Annotated in this window: 18 protein-coding genes; 6 read left to right on the top strand and 12 right to left on the bottom strand. The window is 34.4% G+C overall.

Going from position 1 to position 17,088, the window contains the following annotated elements:
• The 3 genes from GV828_RS08810 to GV828_RS08800 are packed head-to-tail and all read right to left on the bottom strand — an operon-like array spanning position 1 to position 1,587.
• Complete coding sequence (locus GV828_RS08810; protein ID WP_166537118.1) at positions 1-342, bottom strand: DUF5615 family PIN-like protein; 342 nt, start codon at positions 340-342, stop codon at positions 1-3.
• Positions 339-563, bottom strand: coding sequence for a DUF433 domain-containing protein (locus tag GV828_RS08805; protein ID WP_166537117.1), 225 nt, complete (start codon positions 561-563; stop codon positions 339-341). The genes GV828_RS08810 and GV828_RS08805 overlap by 4 nt, the downstream gene beginning before the upstream one ends.
• Before the next feature lie 37 nt (positions 564-600).
• A complete protein-coding gene (locus GV828_RS08800; protein ID WP_166537116.1) occupies positions 601-1,587 on the bottom strand; it encodes a D-alanine--D-alanine ligase in 987 nt (328 codons plus the stop codon).
• Between the two features lie 143 nt (positions 1,588-1,730).
• Here GV828_RS08800 and GV828_RS08795 point away from each other — a divergent pair, with 143 nt between their 5' ends.
• A complete protein-coding gene (locus GV828_RS08795; RefSeq protein ID WP_166537115.1) occupies positions 1,731-2,339 on the top strand; it encodes a PASTA domain-containing protein in 609 nt (202 codons plus the stop codon).
• Complete coding sequence (locus tag GV828_RS08790) at positions 2,339-3,382, top strand: RluA family pseudouridine synthase (protein WP_166537114.1); 1,044 nt, start codon at positions 2,339-2,341, stop codon at positions 3,380-3,382. The genes GV828_RS08795 and GV828_RS08790 overlap by 1 nt, the downstream gene beginning before the upstream one ends.
• Positions 3,383-3,415: 33 nt before the next feature.
• Here the strand turns inward: GV828_RS08790 and GV828_RS08785 are convergent, their stop codons facing one another.
• The 7 genes from GV828_RS08785 to GV828_RS08755 form a co-directional block, all read right to left on the bottom strand.
• Positions 3,416-6,154 carry a T9SS type B sorting domain-containing protein gene (locus GV828_RS08785; protein WP_166537113.1) on the bottom strand — a complete coding sequence of 913 codons (2,739 nt, stop codon included), beginning with the start codon at positions 6,152-6,154 and terminating at the stop codon, positions 3,416-3,418.
• A 33-nt stretch (positions 6,155-6,187) separates the two neighbouring features.
• Complete coding sequence (locus tag GV828_RS08780) at positions 6,188-8,494, bottom strand: choice-of-anchor L domain-containing protein (RefSeq protein WP_166537112.1); 2,307 nt, start codon at positions 8,492-8,494, stop codon at positions 6,188-6,190.
• Between the two features lie 91 nt (positions 8,495-8,585).
• On the bottom strand, positions 8,586-9,644 hold the full coding sequence (locus GV828_RS08775) for a nucleoid-associated protein (RefSeq protein ID WP_166537111.1): 1,059 nt from the start codon (positions 9,642-9,644) through the stop codon (positions 8,586-8,588).
• Positions 9,645-9,775: 131 nt separating this feature from the next.
• Positions 9,776-10,309, bottom strand: coding sequence for a plasmid pRiA4b ORF-3 family protein (locus tag GV828_RS08770; protein ID WP_166537110.1), 534 nt, complete (start codon positions 10,307-10,309; stop codon positions 9,776-9,778).
• Positions 10,310-10,394: 85 nt separating this feature from the next.
• Positions 10,395-10,784 carry an SMU1112c/YaeR family gloxylase I-like metalloprotein gene (gene gloA2, locus GV828_RS08765; protein ID WP_166537109.1) on the bottom strand — a complete coding sequence of 130 codons (390 nt, stop codon included), beginning with the start codon at positions 10,782-10,784 and terminating at the stop codon, positions 10,395-10,397.
• 10 nt (positions 10,785-10,794) lie between these two features.
• Positions 10,795-11,169: a VOC family protein gene (locus GV828_RS08760; RefSeq protein ID WP_166537108.1), complete on the bottom strand. Its 375-nt coding sequence runs from the start codon at positions 11,167-11,169 to the stop codon at positions 10,795-10,797.
• Positions 11,170-11,203: 34 nt separating this feature from the next.
• On the bottom strand, positions 11,204-12,367 hold the full coding sequence (locus tag GV828_RS08755) for a porin family protein (RefSeq protein ID WP_166537107.1): 1,164 nt from the start codon (positions 12,365-12,367) through the stop codon (positions 11,204-11,206).
• 360 nt (positions 12,368-12,727) lie between these two features.
• Between GV828_RS08755 and GV828_RS08750 the strand changes: the two genes are divergently transcribed.
• The 4 genes from GV828_RS08750 (at position 12,728) to GV828_RS08735 (ending at position 15,571) form a co-directional block, all read left to right on the top strand.
• Positions 12,728-14,074 carry a 2TM domain-containing protein gene (locus tag GV828_RS08750; protein WP_166537106.1) on the top strand — a complete coding sequence of 449 codons (1,347 nt, stop codon included), beginning with the start codon at positions 12,728-12,730 and terminating at the stop codon, positions 14,072-14,074.
• A 2-nt stretch (positions 14,075-14,076) separates the two neighbouring features.
• Complete coding sequence (locus GV828_RS08745) at positions 14,077-14,388, top strand: 2TM domain-containing protein (RefSeq protein WP_166537105.1); 312 nt, start codon at positions 14,077-14,079, stop codon at positions 14,386-14,388.
• A gap of 12 nt (positions 14,389-14,400) precedes the next feature.
• Entirely contained in the window at positions 14,401-14,718 is a 318-nt protein-coding gene (locus tag GV828_RS08740; RefSeq protein ID WP_166537104.1) for a 2TM domain-containing protein, read from the top strand.
• Between the two features lie 97 nt (positions 14,719-14,815).
• Positions 14,816-15,571 carry a LytR/AlgR family response regulator transcription factor gene (locus tag GV828_RS08735; RefSeq protein ID WP_166537103.1) on the top strand — a complete coding sequence of 252 codons (756 nt, stop codon included), beginning with the start codon at positions 14,816-14,818 and terminating at the stop codon, positions 15,569-15,571.
• Between the two features lie 152 nt (positions 15,572-15,723).
• Here GV828_RS08735 and GV828_RS08730 read toward each other — a convergent pair whose 3' ends face one another.
• Positions 15,724-15,906, bottom strand: a complete 183-nt coding sequence (locus GV828_RS08730; RefSeq protein WP_166537102.1) for a CsbD family protein — start codon at positions 15,904-15,906, stop codon at positions 15,724-15,726.
• Between the two features lie 91 nt (positions 15,907-15,997).
• Positions 15,998-17,041, bottom strand: coding sequence for a COX15/CtaA family protein (locus GV828_RS08725; RefSeq protein WP_166537101.1), 1,044 nt, complete (start codon positions 17,039-17,041; stop codon positions 15,998-16,000).
• Positions 17,042-17,088 lie beyond the last annotated feature (47 nt).

Here is a 17,088-nt window from a genome sequence, read left to right as displayed (position 1 = left end):
TTATTTAATTTCGAGGCAGGCAGTTTCTGCAAATTCTTTGGAAGCGATAAATTCTTTAATAATAGAACTTTTTGAATTTAAAACTTCCGCTAGATAATCAGTTTTGCTATTCCCGAGTCGAAGCCAGATAATTTTGGGCGGATGTCTTTTTAAATTTGCTAAATCAAAAAAATCTGCGTCGAACGTTACAATCGTATAATTATTTACTTTCGCAAATTTCCAAATTTCCACATCAGAAAAGTTTTCAATTCCAAGATTTCTACCTTGTTGAGCTTCTGCAAATTCTGAATTTATTTTTGAAAGAATTCGAAATGGGATATTTTGGTCGAAAAGTAATTTCACGAAGCAATCTGAATTTTATGTTCACGATCTGCCGCATAAGAAAGGCAAGCTTTGATCTGGTTCTCAGTTAGTTCAGGAAAATCTTCGATAATTTCGGTTATGGACATTCCGTTAGCAAGCCAATTCAAAACATCAAAAACAGTAATTCTTGTTCCAATGATGATTGGTTTCCCGAAACGAATTGCCGAATTTATTTCGATATATTGTTTATAATCAAACATATACTATTTTTTGTAAAGTTAAGAAAATTACTACCAACTATTTTCTCCATAAACTTTTTCTATTTAAAGCCAGTTCAACTTCGTTATCCAATAAATCCGAAAAATTGATTTTGGCATAGTCAGCCTGTTGCGGAAAAATACTTTGAGGCGCCAAGCCAGGATTGGTATTAATTTCTAAAAAATGTGGAATGCCATCCATGATTATAAATTCACTTCGGGTAAAACCACTCATTGCCAAAGAATCATACACTTTTTTTGCCATCTCACGAACCAATTTCTCGGTGTTTTCGTCTAATCTTGCTGGCGTGATTTCTTCAGATTTTCCTAAATATTTGGCTTCGTAATCAAAAAAATCATTTTCCGAAACAATTTCGGTTAAACCTAAAACTGTCGTTTCGCCTTTGTATTTCAAAACGCCAACAGAAACTTCGGTTCCATTTAAAAACGATTCAATCAAAATTTCGTTGTCTTCGGCAAATGCAAATTCTAATGCTTTTTCGAAATCTTCAATACGGTTCACTTTCGAAACGCCTAAACTGCTTCCGGATTGATTGGGTTTTACAAAAAATGGTAACCCTAATTCTGTTGCAATTTTTTCTGCCGAAACTTTTTCGCCTTTCGTCAAATAAATCGATTTTGCTTTGGGAATTCCAAATTTTGATAAAACTGAAAGTGTATCACGTTTATTAAAAGTTAAAGCCGATTGGTAAAAACTACATCCCGAATAAGGAATGTCCAATAATTCCCAATATGCCTGGAGATGTCCGTCTTCGCCTGGAGTTCCGTGAATGGTGTTTAGGATGACGTCAAATTTTATTTTTTCGCCATTTAAGTCAAAAGAAAAATCGCTTTTATCAATGGCAAATTTATTTTCGCCCACAATCACATGCCAACCATCCAATAAAATATGTACGGCAAACGTTTTATATTTTTGAGTATCGAGATTTTTGAGAATCAGTTGACCGCTTCGAAGCGAAATCACAGATTCGTCCGAATAACCTCCCATTACAACAGCTACGTTCATTTTTAGGTTTAAAGTTTAAAGTTTAAAGTTAATGCTAATCATTGTTGTCTGAAATCACCATCAACATAAAACAAAATTACACTAATTATCGAAACGAAAAACCTTTGATATTTTTATATCTTTGCAACAAATAACATTTTTTTATGACCTTAGGAAAATACCTGACGAGTAAAGCATTTTTTTTACAACTTTTTTTAGCAGCTGTTGTGGTTGCAATTTTGGCATTTTTAATGATGCAATGGCTCAACTTTGCAACGGATCATGGAAATGAAATTGATGTTCCGGATTTGCGTAAGCTAACAGAACAGCAAGTTGAAGAAAAATTAGAAGAGCTAAATTTAGAGTACGTAATGCTCGACAGTGTTGATTATAACCCGAATTTTCCTAAAGCCTCTGTTGTTTTACAAGATCCACTTCCGGGAGCAAAAGTAAAGGAAGGCAGAAAAATTTATATCAAATTAAATTCTTCGAACTTTTCTACGATAAAAGTACCAGATTTAATTGAAAAAACTCTGCGTCAGGCAGAAACCACTATCAAAGCTTTGGGACTTGAAATAGGCAAAAAAACTTACAAACCGTATTTAGGAAAAGATATGGTTTTAGAAATGCATTCGGGGGGTAAAAAATTAATTCCTGGCGAAAAAATCCGTAAAGCATCAGTAATTGACTTAGTTTTAGGCGACGGAAAATTAAGCTTTGAAGAAACCCAGCAAGATACCATTCCACAAGAAGAATTAGAAGATACCGAATAATGAACCCGAACAATTTAGCAGAAGAAACTTTAGAAGACGAACTTTTTGAACATTACCGGTTTGAAGCCGCAAAAGGTCAAGCGCCACTTCGGGTTGATAAATTTTTAATGAATTTAGTGGAAAATGCCACGCGAAATAAAATTCAGCAAGCGGCAACTGCTGGAAATATATATGTAAATGATGTTCCGGTAAAATCAAATTACAAAGTGAAAGCGTTTGATGTGGTAAGGGTTTTATTATCACATCCGCCTTTTGAAAATATTATTATTCCCGAAAATATTCCGCTGGATATTGTTTTTGAAGACGATTCTTTGCTGGTGATTAACAAACCTGCCGGACTTGTTGTGCATCCCGGACACGGAAATTATACCGGAACTTTAGTGAATGCCTTAGCTTTCCATTTTGAAAATTTACCATTAAATAGTAGCGAACGTCCGGGTTTAGTACATAGAATTGATAAGGATACTTCGGGATTATTGGTAGTTGCCAAAACAGAATTTGCCATGTCACATTTGGCAAAACAATTTGAAGAAAAAACTTCCGAAAGAGAATATGTAGCTTTAGTTTGGGGAAATGTTACCCAAGACGAAGGTACAATTGTGGGAGATATTTCTCGTCATGCAAAAGATAGAATGCAAATGGCAGTTGTGCCTGATGGCGAAGGAAAACACGCGGTTACACATTACAAAGTGTTAGAAAGATTTGGGTATGTCACTTTAGTTTCTTGCAAATTGGAAACTGGAAGAACGCATCAAATACGTGTTCACCTAAAACACATTGGCCACACTTTATTTAATGACGAACGTTACGGTGGAAATTTAATTTTAAAAGGGACGACTTTTACTAAATATAAGCAATTTGTAGATAATTGTTTTAAAGTTTTGCCAAGACAAGCACTTCATGCCAAAACGCTTGGATTTGAACATCCTGTAACCAAAGAAATGATGCGGTTTGATACCGAAATGCCTTCAGATATGTCAGAATGTATCCAGAAGTGGCGAAATTATTCCAATTCTCACACGATGGAAGAAGATGAAGATTAAAATGTTCCCCAGCAGTTTTGTTGGGGAATTTTTTTATCGAATCAAACTAAAATGACCTCGAATTACACGGCCGTCGTCCAATTTTACCAAATACCAATAATCAGTTGACGGAAGGTTTCTGCCATTGATAACGCCATTCCATCCCGGACCTTTAGGGTCAATATCTGCTAAAAGTTTTCCAAATCTGTCGAAAATATAAATTTTAGAGTTAGAGAAAAAGTCAGCGTTTACGCCAATGATATTCCAAGTATCATTAAAGCCATCTTGGTTTGGAGTAAAAAATTTCGGGATTTTTACTACAGAAATTTCCTGTTGCGAAACGCCGCAACGATTGATATCATTTACATAAACGGTATGAAATCCTGGTGCTACATCTGTAAAAATATTTGACTCTTGGAACGGTCCTGTTGGCGCATCTAAACTGTATTCATAATCACCAATACTAGTATTTGCTAAAATGATTGTTACAGTATTATTGTCAGATAAGTCTTCGATTTCAATATTTTGAATAATGGCGGCATTTGACGGAATTACGTTAATTGTGCGGGTTTTACTACAGTTATTTACGTTAAAAATTTCTACGCTATAAATTCCTGGATTGGGAGCGTTTATCGAAGCAGTTGTTTCGCCAGTTGACCATTCAAATCTATAATTGGCTACCTGATTTGCAGGAATTCCAGAATGTAATGGCAGCGTAAAATTTGGAATGTTGGTACAAAAATATTTTTCGTCCGAACTTTCAATTTGCGGAAGCGGCAAAACTTTTAGCTCTACTGTAAAAATGGCATTGCAAGAAGTTCCACTACTTATTTGCGCATAAATAATTTGTGAGTTGGTAATGGTATTAGTGAAAGCAGTATTTAGCGGAAATTGTTGCAAAAAGGCATCGCTTAAATTTGCATAAAAAACAGCTGTTCCCGGAACTGGAAATGTAATTTCAGATAGATTAAAATTGGTTAAACCATCTTCTGTGGAATCATCACACTTTTGGGTTACGATAGTGGGATAATTGAAAACGTTGACTTGTAAATTTACTTCTGAAATCACAAAACAACCAGAATTATTGTGGGTTACACGTGCATAAATTTTTTGCGGATTCGCTGTATTAGTAAATTGTGTACTTATTGCGTTAGTGAGATTGGTAGCATTTAAAACATCATTGAAAAATGTAACCGACAAGTTGTTGTCGCTTCCTGTCAATAGTTCAATAGCATTGTTAAGAGGGAAAATGATTCCAGTTTCTACATTTGTAGGGCTGCATTGTTCTAACGTTACAGAGGTGACAGTTGGCGGTTGATAGATGATAATATTTTTGGTATTATTTATTGCCACACCTTCTACTACCAGATCAACGGAAATGGTGTAATTTCCGGGAGATAAATATTGATGTGAAGGGTTTAATGAAGTGGAAGTATTGCCATCGCCAAAATCCCAGATAACGCTATCAACGGTTCCGTTTGATTGTACGGTAAAATTTGTCATATCGCCTAAACAAAAATTTTCGGCAGTAATGGCAGAATTAAAAATCGAAGTAATAAAAGGCGGTAAACCAAATAAAGATCTTCCGGTTCCTAAATTTACTGCATTAGGTTGATAATCACAACCAACTCCCGTGATTTCGGGATTACTAATCAAGTCAATTCTATTAGAGTTAAGGTTAGCTTTGTATATTTTTCCATCGGGACCTAATTGTAAAGAAGCGCCAACGTTGCCATTTTGTAACATGGTCATTGAAATTGGTAGGCTTAAATCTTCTATATTTATTTGATGTAAACCAGCAGTTGAGGTAATGTAAATATTTTTTCCCTGAGGTGAAAATTCAATACCATATGGATTGAAATTATCGATCAACATTACAGGGTTTGAAACCATCCCGGTTTGGTTGTCAAAATCATATAAATACACAAAACCATCTGGAGTTGACGAACCCGCAACGGTGGATTGCTGTTGATGGGCAATGGCCAATTTTTTTCCGTCAGGGGAAATTTTTATTTGTCCAATTGCATTTCTTCGATATCCTGTAACTGGAATAAACGGTGTAATTTGAGTAACTACTGGAGTTGTGTTTACACCTGTTCCGTCAACTTTAAAGGCATAAAATTTATCAACAAAATGTGTGACAACCCAATAACCATTGCCATTTCTAGTTTTTACCGCTGTAATTTTTTCCGAACATTTATACTTTATTTCTTCACCTAATGCATCGGTGTCATAGGTCACTAAATGATTGTTGAGCGAAATTACATCGCCAATGCTTCCATTGCTTCCCGAAACCGAAAAATCAACAGTAGAATAATTAAATCCGTTGTTAAATCCATCATCGTCATTTGGAATAGTTCCGCCATCGGAATAATTTCCAGAAAAGCGATTTGGATAAACGGCAGCATTTTCATGATGTGGTTCGTCAACAGTAAAAACGTAGTAAATGTTTTGATCAACAGGATTTGGTACAATTATTCCGGATTGCGTACTTGAAGGATCTCCCAAAAGTGTAAAATTTCCGTTTGGCATGACTAAGTGATTTCTATCCCAAACAGTTCTACCATCAGTGTAAAGCAATAAATTTCCAAAGGCGTCACTCATAGAACTACAACCCTCATTGGTTACAATTTGAATAGGATTTTCCGGCGTTGACAAAACTGTAATTGAATTGTCTGCATTAAAACGAAGCCCAGCACGATTGCCAAAAAACCAGTTTGCAGCTTCACCTTGTCCGTAAACACCGAGATTGCCAAAAATGCAGCATAAAGCAAGGAGGAAATAATTTTTCATTGCTAAAAATATATTTCCAAATGTAACAAAAAACTATCGAATCAATGAAAAATGCCCTTTAATTGTGCGACCGTTTTCTAACGAAATCACAAACCAATAATCATTTGAAAATACATTTTTACCCTGAAAAGTGCCATCCCATCCGGGCTGGTTTCCTTTAAATGAAAACAGTAATTTTCCATAGCGGTCAAAAATATTTACGGTAGCATTAGGTTGTGTTTGAAGATATGGAATACGCCAAATTTCGTTGTAACCATCACCATTTGGCGTGAAAAATTTGGGATAATCCATCACAAAAAAAGTATGTGAACTCGTGCCGCAAAAATTTTGATCCGCAATAAAAACAGTGTATTCGCCGGAAGACAGATTCTCAAAAACAGGACTTGTTTGAAACGGACTTCCACTTAAACTATACACATAATCGCCAATACTATCTGGTGTTAAAATTATAGTCGCCGAATTATTTCCGCCGTTAAAATCGTTGATCTCCACATTTTGCACTGTGGCAACGGATGAACCTGTTACGGTAAAAGTTTTTGTGCCTTCACAATTATTAGCATTTGTAACAGTAACCGTATAGGTTCCAGGATTATCCACGGTAATGGTTTGCGTATTTTGTGGTGGCGTTGTGTTCCAAGTATAACTGCTAAAACCAGCTCCTGCATTCAAGGTAATTGGCGTTCCCGAACAAATAATTCTGGTAACGTCATTTAGGCTTTCGCCAAAAGAATTCACAATAATTTCAAACGAAACAATCCCGAAACAATCACTTCCATTGCGTAATTTGGCGTAAATCGTTTGACTGAAGGCATTCGTATTTACAAAATTCTCTGGCGATGTGATTTCAGATTGATTCAAAAGTGCGTTTTGTTCCGAAGTAAAATAATGGACTGATCCAGTGGGAAAATTTGTTAAAATTGCAGATTCGTTTTCGGTTAAATCGAAAACATAAAATCCATCCGAAGGATCACTGTCAACGTCGCACTCTTCAATATTTGGCGGATTTGTCAATATGTTGTTCGAAACATCAAGCGTCAATTCGGCAACGCCAACACAACCGTAATTATTGAGAATTCTGGCGTAAACAATGTTTTGTGTATTCGTAAAATTATCCGGATTGGGAATTGGTGTAGTACCATCTCGGGCATCAATCGCGGAAAAATAATAGTTTTGTACCATAATATCCGGATCACTTCCCACGATTAAACTATCGGCTAAAAACAAATTAAAAGCGGCAAATCCATCATTATCAGCATCACATTGAATCAAAGTACTGTTAATTCCAGTAGGATTTGTAGCATATTCAATTTCAATTTCTCCTGTGGAAATGCAGCCAGCTGAAAGCGTCACTTCTACGGTGTAAGTTCCGGGATTTTCCACTAAAAAATCTGGGGTGTGAACCGCTTGCAAAACCCCATCAACATACCAATCATATTGGGTTGCAAAAGCACTTGTGGCATCTAATAGCAAAGTTTCGTTTTGGCACAAAGGATTGTTGTTGGAAATCAAACGGTCGTTGCCTAAATCGGTTTCTACGGTAAAACTTCCACCATCTAAAAAAATAGCCGAATCATAACGGTAGTTTCCTTCGTCAGCAATTACTAATTTAATATGGTACAAAGTTCCAGGGATGACTTCGGCTTCAGCTATCATCGGAACGGTTTGACCATTAAAATTAGTAGGATGTGTGGCGCCATTAAATCCTCCAAAATATTCTTCATTCCGTGCTTCGCAACCACCAGAACCGCCAATTTGCGGGCGAACTGATGTTACTTTTACTGGAATTGAAGTTCCGGGAACTACAGCTAAATTTTGATAAACAGATGAAGAAGCTTCGCGAAGCAAAAATGCAAATCCGTCGCTGTATCGGCAAGGTGCATTGTCGTGATATTCTTCTGAAGAAAGCATGTACCGGAAACTTATTTTATTGCCAAGCGGCACAAAATCAAATTCTAAAAGGGTTGCATTTATAGAGTTATTAATTTCTAATGCTTCTTCTAAATCTCGATCTCCAGGCCAATTCATTCCTCCGCCATCATCCAGTAAACTATTGTTTGGTCCAACTGCCGAAGCCGCGCGACCTGAACTTAAAATGATACCTTCGGTGAAAGGAAAACCGCTGGAATTTCCGTTGAAATAACCGTAACTTTGAGAACCATCAGCAAAATTTCCGCCCAAAACAGAAATGTTTGAAACTGTAGCGCATGTGCTGTTAACTAAAATATTTTCAACAAGTTGTTGTGGGGTATAAGTGTCGTCAACTTGAATGAATTGTGCTTTTGCCGAAAAAATTCCGCAAAAAGTAAAAAAAATAAAAAGGTGGTGATTTATTGTTTTCATAGCGGGTGCAAAGATACTACAAATTTAAAGACAACTTACTGTTTTTCATTCGAATATCACCAAAAAAAATCCCCGACATGCGGGGAAATTTTTATGATTTTTGTTCTTTGTTGAAATACACTAAATAGTAATACATTTGTTTTTCTTCATCCCACCCTTTTTCTACAAATTTTTCGGCACTTTCAGGGTTAATAAAGTCTAATTTTATCTGGATATTGGTGTCCAAATTAATGACGTTTTTAATCTTTTTTCTCGCATCAGAAACAGCGGCATTGGCAATTGGGAAACTTGTTACATCTTCAATGCTGTATTTTTCGCCTTTGTCCACTTTATAGTTTTTAAATTCAGCCATTAAATCCGGATTGTCGATTACCTCATTTAAAAAATTTTGCTCAAGAAATTCATCGTTTTTGGCAAAATGATTTACGGCACGGTTCATAAACATTACTTCCTCTTTTTTGTCTTCGGCCGGAAGCACAACATCTTTGGCAAAATCTTGACAGAATTTTAGATATTTTTTGGTGATAAAATTCTCATCCTGAAAAGCATCTACAGAAAGGAAATGTTCTAACCAATATCTGGCATCGTAACGGTTACTATCAACCGTTAAAATTTTATAACCTTCGTCTTTTTTATGGTTAAAAATGAGACAACCTTTGTCAAGTTTATTAAGGTTGATTCCTTGTTGTAAAATCATTTCAAGGTTGCTTTCTTTTTCTTCAAATTGCAAAAAATCCGTTTGCAGCTCACTTTTAAAAATACCGATGGCGTCAACAACATTGTTGTCAATGCTTAAATTGGTAAGATATGTTACATAAACTTCACCATTTTTAATATGGGGATGATTGGATTGCTCAAATAAATGTTTGGTAATTTTTTTTGAAACATCGTGAACACTCGAAGGATTTGCGAAAATTTCCGAAGCGAAGTTGAACATATCGTTATATTCTAAATCTACATCATGGGCAAATTGGAAATAATTTTCTTCTTTTTCTCGGAATGGCTTGAAGAAAAATTCTTTTAAAAGCGGCATGATTTCATCGTTTAATCCGTAAGTGTTTTCCGATAAAAAAAGGGCTTCATTACGGCTTTTATTTCCCACTCTGTGAATGGAAAGTGTTTCAATATGTGTGTTAAAAAGGTTGATCATAAAAGGGAAAGTTGTAAAATTTTGGACAAGCCAATGTTGCACTTTTCTGAATTTTGCGTAAGCGAAATTACCAAAAGCAACTGCTGAAAAAAGGTTATTTTAATTGAAATTTTTTAGTTTTGAAAAATGATTTAGTTCCAATTTTCTTCGAAACCGAAATCTTCAAAGTTATCCATGTCTTCGAAGTCGTTTAAATCATCATCATATCCGTCGTCGTCATAATCAAAATCGTCTTCGCCAGAATCGCTAAAGTCAGTTTCTGGGGCTTCTGCCGGTAATTCGCCAACCGAAAATAAAACCTGCGGATACGATTGTCCTGGTTCATGCTCTTCAATAGCGGCTAATTCTACTAAAAATGTCCACATGTTAATAAAATCATACACGTAAATAATTTTAGTATTTTCTTCATCAAGAATGGCGTTTAGCGTATAATCTGCCATGGTTTTTTGTTCGCCCGGAACATCTCCCGTGTCAAACATGGGGATTTCTTCCTCTTGGTTCCAAGTATCATCACTTGTGTAAAAAGATGCCACTTCTAAACCATCAAAACCAAATGCATTTACGATAGCGTTGTGCAAATCTTCCAAGTTGTCATTTTCATCAATCGCGATGTCTCTAAAAACATCTTCTTCGGCGTCAAGAATTGCTCTAAATTTATAAATCATATCCTAAAAATTATTTGTCAAAGGTAAAATATAAATTCTAAATTTTAGGTTTGGCTTTTTCCTAATTTTATGTATTGAATGATTGTTAGGCTTGGTAAAATTCAATTGGCAAACCGTCCGGATCTGCAATAAAGGTGAATTTTTTTCCGGTAAATTCATCAATCCGGATGGCTTCGGGATTTAATTTTTTTTGTTCCAAATATTGCCGTGTTTCCTCTAAATCATTCACTTCAAATGCCAAATGCCGCAATCCAGCAGCTTCCGGGAATGAAAGTCTTTTAGGTGGATTTGGGAACGAAAAAAGTTCGAGGACATAATTTTCATCAAGTGATAAATCGAGTTTATACGAATTTCGTTCTGCCCTGAAAATTTCTTGTTTGATTTGAAATCCTAAAACTTCGGTATAAAACTTTTTAGAAATCTCGTAATCCGAACAAATGATAGCAACGTGATGGATTTTATTGATTTTGAGCATTTCAAAAAAATTATTTTTCAGCTTCATTAATCCACCATTGATTTCCGAAAGGATCTTCAAAACCGGCCGTAAAACCATAATCTTGCAAACCGGGTTCTTGTAAACTTTTAGAACCTTTTTTCACCGCTAAATTGTATGTTTCGGTTACATTTTCCACGAACAAAAATATTCCCGAAGTTTTTTGATGCCAATGTTCTGTAGATTGTGCAAACATGATTACGGCGTCGCCAATTTTAATTTCGCCATGCATGATTCCTCGATTTTCCGCAGGAACGATGAGTTGTTCTTTTGCCGAAAAAACAATTTTAGCAAATTCGAAAAAATCATTTGCCTTGTTTAAAATGAGGTAAGGCATTACGGGAAGGTAATTTTCAGGGATTTTCATGATGCTGATTTTCTTCTAAAATTAGCGAAAAAATTTAGAATAGAGTATAACTCGCTGTTAAAGTATAAGGTTGGAAATCTACTGTGTAAAAACGGTTTGTTTCGAGAATTTGTCTGGCAGGTTCGTAACGTGCTTCAAGTCCAAACTTTTTGTAGTTAAAGCCTATTCCTGCTAAAAATCCGGCATTTGGTTTAGTTTTGACAGTGTCGTTTTGGTAGCTGAATTTTGATGATAAAAAGTTGAAAGCATAACCTGCATTTACAAATATTTTTGAATTATCGTTTAAAAAGAAATAATGTCGGGCACCAACCGGAAACTGCAAAAAATTATTTTTTAATTCGGATTTATGGCTTAAATTATTTCCGTAAACAATATCTTTTTTACTTGAGAATGTTTGGAAGTTTGGCGCAACAAAAAGCGACCATTTATTTCTGTTAAAAGCAAAAATATGTTCCAATTCTATACCAATTTTTAAGCCAAAGATGTCGTCAATATTGAAAGAATTTAGATGATGTAAACGTGTTGCCTTGGCATTCGCAATTCCACCTCCCAGCAAAATTTTTAAATTCAACTTTGCTGCATCGGTCGATTTTAGTGAGATTGCATTTGGGTCGTATTGCTGTAGGAAATCGGTTAAATCTTCCCGGTTGTAATTTACCTTTAAAATTTTGGGAACCGTTGCGTTTTGGTTTTGATATAATAAAGAGAGTTGTTTTCTAAATTCAGTGTTTTCTAAAACTTTATCCTTCTGTTTGTACTTTTTGTAAACCAGAGGTATCAGTTTTCCCGAATTATTTTCACTAATAAAAAAGCGTGTGATATTACCTTTTGAATATTCGTAAAGACTGATATTTCCTTCCAATAAAACTCTTAAAAAATCGGTTTTAGTTTGATAATTAGGTTCACGATTTTCTGAAATTTGACTCAATTTATTGACAGATTCATCCAAGTCAAAAGTGAATTTTTTAAATTTAAAGCCACTTATTTGAAATTCATTTGCTTGTTCAGAAGTTATCGTTTTTGAATCCTGACTTTCCGATTCTTTAAAAATGAAACTTTCCGGAGTCGCATTCCAACCTACATTTTTTATAAGTCCAGATTTATTTACTCCATCGTTCGTAATATACGAGCCACTTTCGAAACTCTTTTGAGCTTTTACTGACATTGAAATCAAAAGCAATATTATCAGTTTTTTCATCTTAAAAATTTATTAAAATCAAAAATAGTATTTTTCCAAATACATTTTTTACAATTCATCCGCGAAATTCTACAGTTCAGAAATATTTTTTATGCCAAGAAACAAAACTGATGCAACTTTGCTTCAAATAAAACAATAAGCATGAGCACAATTTTTACTTTTACGATACTAACAATCTTGGATTTTTGTGTTTAGACAAATCTTAAAATGGATTTAAAATTCAAGCCCAACAACCTCAAAGCGATTGCGAAGTTGTTTTAAAAGCTGACAAACTTTTTGCTACATTTAAAATCGATTGCATAGCAAAATTTTACAAAAATTAAACGATAGTAAATTTTTAAAAATTTAATTTCAGAAAAAATGATACAGAAACTAATCAAAGAACTTTTTCACGCTACAATCATCTCTTTTGTGGTTTTTATGATATTGGTTGGAATAAGATTTATGGCGGGATCAAGCATTGCTTTTGACTATAAAATGCTGACCAATTTTGGTTACACCATGCTTTACGGATTGGTGCTCTACATGATAAATGCGGCGGTTTTTATTTGGTTAGATAAAATTTTTGAAAAAAATAGATTTACGCCAAAACGAATTGCTTTGGGGTTTTTCATCTCTTTCATCATTACAATCTTCACCATTTTTTTACTCCGAATTTTTGAAGACGTCATTATTGAAGGAAGGACTTTTGAAGAATTTTTCACTCAAGAAACCTTTGCAAATTATATTGTAGCAACGCTCATAACATTTGTTGTAACCCTTGCGATTCACGCTTTTTATTTTTACAAAGCTTACAACGAAAACCGCGTGAAAGAACAAAAAATGATTGCCGGAACCGCATCGGCTCAATTTGAAAGTTTAAAAAATCAGATTGATCCTCATTTTTTGTTCAATAGTTTAAATGTGCTGTCGTCTTTAATTGAGGAAAATCCGGATAATGCCCAAAAATTTACGGCTTCGCTGTCAAAAATTTACCGCTATGTTTTGGAGCATAAAGACAAAGAATTGGTGAGTTTGGAGGAAGAATTATCTTTTGCTAAAACCTATATGAAGTTGTTGAAAATGCGATTTGAAAACAGCGTTTTTTACGAATTGCCTGATACAATTGCCAATCCAGAAGCCAAAGTGGTGCCGCTTTCTTTGCAGCTTTTGTTAGAAAATACCGTAAAACACAATGTTGCCAGTGAAGCTAAACCATTACACATTCGGATTTACGAACAAGACCAATATTTAATGGTGGAAAACGATTATCAAAAAAAAGAAGTTTTGCAAGATAGGCGAGGCGTTGGCTTGCAAAATATCATCAACCGATACGCCATTATTACCAACAGAAAAGTATTAATCGAGCAAGATAAAGCGATTTTTAGAGTGGCTTTGCCGATGCTCACAAAACAAATTTTATTTATGGAAACTAACAACACTTCGGAACAAAACATCTATTTAAAAGCACAAAAAAGGGTAGAAGATATCAAAGGATTTTACAGTCATCTTACAGTATATGTGATTGTAATTTTAGGTTTGGCTATTTTAAATTTAGTAACTTATCCAAAATATCTATGGTTTTTATTTCCTGCTTTAGGCTGGGGAATTGGAGTGCTCATTCACGCAATGACAGTTTTTAATTACTTGCCTTTTTTGGGTAGCAAATGGGAAGAACGAAAAATTCAAGAGTTGCTCAATAAAGATAAATTTGAAAAATGGAATTAGTTATGGAAAATTTTATAACCGAAGAAATGCGTTACGAACAAGCCAAAAAAAAAGCTCAAAACATTAAAAGTTTCTACTGTAATTTAACGTGTTACTGCATCGTAATCCCAATTTTGATTTTTATAAACCTCAAATTTGTTCCGCAATTTCAATGGTTTTGGTTTTCAATGTTAGGTTGGGGAACTGGACTTTTGGTTCACGGACTTGAAGCTTTTCAACTGACATTTTTTTTCTCAAGAGAATGGGAAGAAAAAAAGATTTCCAAATTCATGGAAGAAGAAAGAGTCAAACAAAAAAACAATAATCAACTTTAACTTTATTACAAAATGGAAAATTTAACTCAATTAGAACAACAAAGATATGAGCGTGCCTCACAAAGAGTAAAAAAAATCGCAGGCTTTTACCGACATTTACTGGTGTACATTTTAGTGAATCTTTTTTTAATTTCATTAAAATATTTTAACCTAGATAAAGGAGATCAATTTTTTGAATTTTCAACCTTTTCCACTGCATTTTTCTGGGGAATTGGTCTAGCGTTTCATGCCTTGGGCGTTTTTGGAACTAGTGCATTTTTAGGAAACAATTGGGAAGAAAGGAAAATAAGAGAAATTATGGATAAGGAAAAAAATAGCAAATGGGAGTAATTGTTACTCTTGAGGTTTAAGCGTTTTAAGTTCGAGTTTTTTAAACTTTAAACTTTAAACTTTAAACTTTAAACTTTCAATCTTTAAACCTTGAAACATGAAAGTAATCATCATTGAAGACGAAAAGCCTTCCGCAAGATTGTTGCAACGCAAAGTTGAAAAATTAGGATTATCAATAGAAAAATTGTTGCATTCGGTTGAAGAATCGATTGCTTATTTTCAAAACAATAATCATCCGGATTTAATTTTTCTCGACATTCAATTGTCAGACGGATTGTCTTTCGAAATTTTTGAAACTATCAAGATTAAAAGTGCTATAATTTTTACAACAGCTTATGACGAATATGCGCTTCGGGCTTTTAAACTGAACAGTATCGATTATTTGCTCAAACCAATTGATGATGACGATTTAGAAATTGCGGTAGCAAAATTTAAGTCGAGACAACCAATTAGTGAATCAATTTCTTTAGATTTTGAAACTATCAAAAAAATGTTTGCTAATCCTGATGAAAAATCTTACAAAAAACGATTTACCATCAAAACCGGAACGCATCTTAAAATGGTGAATATGGATGAAGTAGAATGTATTTTTAGTGAAAATAAAGGCACTTACCTTCACACTTTAGACAATAGGGATTATTTGTTAGATGTTACTTTAGAACAATTAGAAGCGGAATTGAACCCCAAGGATTTTTTTCGCGTAAGCAGAAAATTTATCGTGCCTATGCAATCTATCAAAGATATTGTAGTGTACAGCAACTCACGGTTGAAGGTTATTTTGCCAACTTATAAAACCGAAGAAATTATTGTGAGTCGGGAAAGGGTTTCCGATTTTAAAAATTGGTTAGAATAAAAAAGCTGTTTCAAAATACAAGTGAAAATTTTGAAACAGCTTTTGGAGAGAATGCAATTTTTTTTAGTTTTCTTGCAGGAAATCAATTATGTATTAAATTGAGATACGGCAAAATTGTTCAAAAAAAGTGGACTCTATTATATAATGGTTGATTAGTCTAATAAAGAACGAATTTCTTTTTCGGTTTTCCCTACTTTTTTCTGTACGCGTCCCCACATTTCGTCTTCTTTACCTTCTTCGTAAAGTAAATCATCGTCTGTAAGATCGGCGAATTTTTGTTTCAGTTTTCCTTTTAGTTCGTTCCAGTTTCCTTTAATTTCGGTTGAATTTGGCATAACTATATAATTTTAGTTGATTAGTAATTTATTTGTATGGTAAAATTACACTCTCAACAAGCAAAATCTGTTATAGCTTTTTTCAAAAAAATTACATGATTTCTTCAAACGTATTTTTTTCGGCGCTTTTACTTTCTAAGATTAAATAAAATTGTGTTCCGAAAAGTAGTGATGCCATTACCAAATGAATCGATTGTGAACCAAATGGGAAATCGTACCAATACATTGAAATTCCCGAAAGAATTTCTAATCCTAAAAACCATAAAACCCAATTGATTTTTTTATAACCTAATTGTAATTTACGGTTTCGGCTAATGAGAATTATATTTACTGCCAATATTACAAACGAGAAGGTTCGGTGAATGTAAAAGCCAATTATCGGGTCTTGCAGTATTTCGGCCATGCGATTGTATCCTAAAAGTTTCACTTGTTCATCTACAAACTGGCGTACTTGAGTCCCGAGTATAATTTGCGTAAGCGATAAAATTAAAGCGATTATTAAAAGGCTGTCAAAAACTTTGTCGAACTTTCGTTTGATAGAAATTTTTTCGGTTGCCGCATGTAAAATGTAAAGAATCACGCATACAATCACTAATGCCATGACCATGTGAATTGTAATTTTTACAGGATTTAATACCGAATATACGACTGTTGCGCCAAGCCATGCCTGAAATCCCATTAAGAAAACCACTAACCAAGAAAGTAAAGTAATTTTTTTGTTTTTTTTCCAAAACGAAAAAGAGGCGATTGCCATTACAAGGCAAGCCAATCCTGCTAGAGCGCCAAATAATCGATTAATGTATTCGACCCAAGTGTGAGTGGGATTAAATTCGGCATAATCGTGTTTGGTGTAAACGGTCCAGTTTTTTTCGTCGAAATTTTCTGTTGAAACAAAATCGTTTTGCGCCACGAATAATTTTTCGCCTCTGATGATGACTTGTCCCTTTAAATATTCATGCGAAGGTTCCCAAGTCAACTCCGAAATATTAGTTGGTGGAATGTAATACCCAAAACATTTTGGCCAATCCGGGCAACCCATTCCTGAACCTGACATTCTAACTACGGCTCCAGCCACAATCACTAAATAGACTAAAATTAGCGCAATTTTGGTGATGATAGGGAAATTTTTTTTCATCGTTTATTTTTTAGTTTCAAAGTTTCAAAGTTTGAAGTTATTAAGTG

The sequence above is a fragment of the Flavobacterium ichthyis genome (assembly GCF_009915155.1).
Classification (GTDB): domain Bacteria; phylum Bacteroidota; class Bacteroidia; order Flavobacteriales; family Flavobacteriaceae; genus Flavobacterium; species Flavobacterium ichthyis.
This window is presented reverse-complemented; position numbering and strand designations above follow the sequence as displayed.

What these genes read in the sequence shown, in the direction of transcription:
- GV828_RS08805 (WP_166537117.1), bottom strand. Translation starts at nt 563, where the DNA reads ATGTTTGATTATAAACAATATATCGAAATAAATTCGGCAATTCGTTTC.
- GV828_RS08800 (WP_166537116.1), bottom strand. Translation starts at nt 1,587, where the DNA reads ATGAACGTAGCTGTTGTAATGGGAGGTTATTCGGACGAATCTGTGATT.
- GV828_RS08795 (WP_166537115.1), top strand. Translation starts at nt 1,731, where the DNA reads ATGACCTTAGGAAAATACCTGACGAGTAAAGCATTTTTTTTACAACTT.
- GV828_RS08790 (WP_166537114.1), top strand. Translation starts at nt 2,339, where the DNA reads ATGAACCCGAACAATTTAGCAGAAGAAACTTTAGAAGACGAACTTTTT.
- GV828_RS08785 (WP_166537113.1), bottom strand. Translation starts at nt 6,154, where the DNA reads ATGAAAAATTATTTCCTCCTTGCTTTATGCTGCATTTTTGGCAATCTC.
- GV828_RS08780 (WP_166537112.1), bottom strand. Translation starts at nt 8,494, where the DNA reads ATGAAAACAATAAATCACCACCTTTTTATTTTTTTTACTTTTTGCGGA.
- GV828_RS08775 (WP_166537111.1), bottom strand. Translation starts at nt 9,644, where the DNA reads ATGATCAACCTTTTTAACACACATATTGAAACACTTTCCATTCACAGA.
- GV828_RS08770 (WP_166537110.1), bottom strand. Translation starts at nt 10,309, where the DNA reads ATGATTTATAAATTTAGAGCAATTCTTGACGCCGAAGAAGATGTTTTT.
- gloA2 (WP_166537109.1), bottom strand. Translation starts at nt 10,784, where the DNA reads ATGCTCAAAATCAATAAAATCCATCACGTTGCTATCATTTGTTCGGAT.
- GV828_RS08760 (WP_166537108.1), bottom strand. Translation starts at nt 11,169, where the DNA reads ATGAAAATCCCTGAAAATTACCTTCCCGTAATGCCTTACCTCATTTTA.
- GV828_RS08755 (WP_166537107.1), bottom strand. Translation starts at nt 12,367, where the DNA reads ATGAAAAAACTGATAATATTGCTTTTGATTTCAATGTCAGTAAAAGCT.
- GV828_RS08750 (WP_166537106.1), top strand. Translation starts at nt 12,728, where the DNA reads ATGATACAGAAACTAATCAAAGAACTTTTTCACGCTACAATCATCTCT.
- GV828_RS08745 (WP_166537105.1), top strand. Translation starts at nt 14,077, where the DNA reads ATGGAAAATTTTATAACCGAAGAAATGCGTTACGAACAAGCCAAAAAA.
- GV828_RS08740 (WP_166537104.1), top strand. Translation starts at nt 14,401, where the DNA reads ATGGAAAATTTAACTCAATTAGAACAACAAAGATATGAGCGTGCCTCA.
- GV828_RS08735 (WP_166537103.1), top strand. Translation starts at nt 14,816, where the DNA reads ATGAAAGTAATCATCATTGAAGACGAAAAGCCTTCCGCAAGATTGTTG.
- GV828_RS08730 (WP_166537102.1), bottom strand. Translation starts at nt 15,906, where the DNA reads ATGCCAAATTCAACCGAAATTAAAGGAAACTGGAACGAACTAAAAGGA.
- GV828_RS08725 (WP_166537101.1), bottom strand. Translation starts at nt 17,041, where the DNA reads ATGAAAAAAAATTTCCCTATCATCACCAAAATTGCGCTAATTTTAGTC.